We start from the raw sequence: 2,381 nt of genomic DNA, 5'->3' as shown, positions 1-2,381 counted from the left end.
GGATTGCGCAGCGTGTTGCGGTGGACGCCGGTCAACTGCGCCAGGTTGGCCACCTTCACGCCAAGCGCCTGCGACAGGCGCTTCGGCGAGATATAAGGCGTGCGCGGCTCCTGCAGGCTGTCGACAAAACCTGAGACCACTTTCGATTGGGCCAGCTGTGCGTGGGTCATTACAAATCTCCGACCTCTCTCTTACGCACAATATACGCACATTCCTAGGCATAGAAAGAACAGCCTGACGCCTTTCCAGCGCACTGCTTGTGCTTCCCCATCCTCGTAGCGGATCCTAGCTAGCGGCAGCAATGCGCCTTCATCTCGGTCATTCCGTCCGACTTAACCTCCTGCCGAAAGCAGACTGGTTGTTAGCGATGCTGGCGTTGGGATTGCCGTTTGTGTTGGCCGTGAGATCAGTCTCGCGGTTTACTAAAAGCCAGCATTCTCAGAATTTGGTGGGTGAATCTATCCCCCGAAGAATGAGGGGGCGCTAGTACGGGGTAGTGTCGCTCCTTGTTCACACGAATCATTCGGTGATTCCGCTTCGCCTCAAAATGAGACTGACGCGGTCGATCCATATGTGGTTCGTCTCCGCTCCTTCGAGGGCGTTGCCCACGACACGCCAACGCTCAGCTCGTCGATGCGGTGCTGGGTAACGCATGCGGCGAAAGTGCAGACTTTTCAGGCGGAGAGGGAACCCTGCGTGTCTTCGGGATAGACCCCAGTGACGTAGATGGCGACGTGCTGTCTGTTGAAAGCGCGCCGCCCCCACGTATAAAGTCCTCCCCGTCAACAAACTATACGCAAAACTCGAGTATGGGAATTAGTGCAGTTCAATTTCGATTTCAGTGGCAACCGATTCCACTGATGGTTGGGGTTGTTGCTGAGTGGGACGGCGGCTTCGCGCCCCAATCTCCGCCCTCAAACGGGGTTGCACGGTCGCCCGATAGAAGACGCATATTTTGCATTGAAATGGGCGTCTTAGGCTCAAGATATGCATCGCCGGGGCCACCTCCAGAAGACTGCGAATGGATTGGCCAGCAGCACCGCATGATGTCGCGATGCGAGTCGCCGACGGCCTTGGCGAGGTCAATATCTCCTGGAGCGAAATATGGTTATAGATGTAACGTGCCGACGCGCATGACGTAATAAGCGTCAACCGCGGCAGGACGTTGGCGTCAATTCATCAAATCAGGCGATTGCTTTCCGCAAGTTGGCGCGCCCGCCGCATCGTGCCGTCGGTGTCGGCGATCTTTCGCCTTGCGGCTTCGTCGCTTCTGATCGTCAGCCGCTTCGATAGGACTTTTGCGGCCTCGACGATTGGCTCCATCGTTACGACCGGAGCGTCCGGAGTTTTCATGTATCTCATGCTCATTATCCTTTCAGGCAAAAATGAAAGCGAGCGCCGAGCAGATGTCCGCTCCGGCAAGTTAGGCACGGCGACAAAGTTAATCTCTTTACGATCCAGGCCAGCAGTGCTGAACCAAAATCGGAGTTGCCGAGTCGCGGATCAAAAGCACAGCGTAGGCCTGCAACTGATCCTCGGGGATCTGCTTTTCAATGACCGAGTTGTGAACGCGTCGCGCAGAATATTGCAGTCAAAAGTTGAAATAGTATCGGCCGAATGATCGTTGTCCATAATGCGGCTCCCATCGAGGGGCGGGAAAGCGATGGTCGCTCTCAAGCGCCGGTACCGATGTCCCGGCCGGCGACAATGCGACTGTACACACCCACAGCTGGTTAGCGAATCATTCCAGCAGCTTGCCGGTTTGTCAGCACAGGTCAGTCGGGTCGGCCTCGTCCCGCCGCTTGGCGTCCTGATCGTTCAACCGTCTGACCATCTCGTCCGCTTCACCAGCATTAACTCCGACCATGACCTTGTGGCCGGACTCGGCGGGCTGGCCGGTGAAGACGTCGAAAATGGTCCAGCTGTCCGGATGGTCCATCCGAAGCGCGTAGCGGTTGCCATATTCCGAGTCCTCTTGGTTCTCGCCCGCCACCGAGCGGTTCAGGCGTGCACAATGAAAAACACTGCCGCCAGCACAACGACTGTCCACAGGGCCACGCCCAGCTTCGAAACCAGGCTCGCCCTGTGAAGCGAGCCCCTCCCGAATGCTGGCAACCACGTTCTTCATGCTGCTGGATCTGGCCGGCGTCGCCGCAACGGCGACCGGCGGCTTGACCCCAAGCGTGCGGAATACCGGAAGCAGTGTCGGTTCACGCATGGCTTTCTCCTGGCGCCAGGTCCTCAGTATCCCATTCCGCCCATGCCGCCACCGCCGCCACCCGCAGGTGCTGCATCCTTGGCCGGAACGTCGGTAATCATCGCTTCGGCGGTGATCAGAAGGGCTGCGATCGAACCGGCATCCTGGAGTGCGGTGCGCACCA

General features: G+C 58.0%; 2 protein-coding genes. Both read right to left on the bottom strand.

Annotated features, from left to right (window positions below; all coding sequences use genetic code 11):
* Positions 1-1,179: 1,179 nt before the first annotated feature.
* On the bottom strand, positions 1,180-1,362 hold the full coding sequence (locus tag EN932_RS34155; protein WP_024504929.1) for a hypothetical protein: 183 nt from the start codon (positions 1,360-1,362) through the stop codon (positions 1,180-1,182).
* Positions 1,363-1,765: 403 nt separating this feature from the next.
* A complete protein-coding gene (locus EN932_RS39290) occupies positions 1,766-2,218 on the bottom strand; it encodes a hypothetical protein (protein ID WP_245460988.1) in 453 nt (150 codons plus the stop codon).
* Positions 2,219-2,381: the final 163 nt, after the last annotated feature.

This window comes from Mesorhizobium sp. M7A.F.Ca.US.002.01.1.1 (assembly GCF_004022955.1).
In the GTDB taxonomy this organism is placed as follows: Bacteria; Pseudomonadota; Alphaproteobacteria; order Rhizobiales; family Rhizobiaceae; genus Mesorhizobium; species Mesorhizobium ciceri.
The sequence above is the reverse complement of the archived record's forward strand: the minus strand, read 5'-3'. Positions and strand labels throughout refer to the sequence as shown.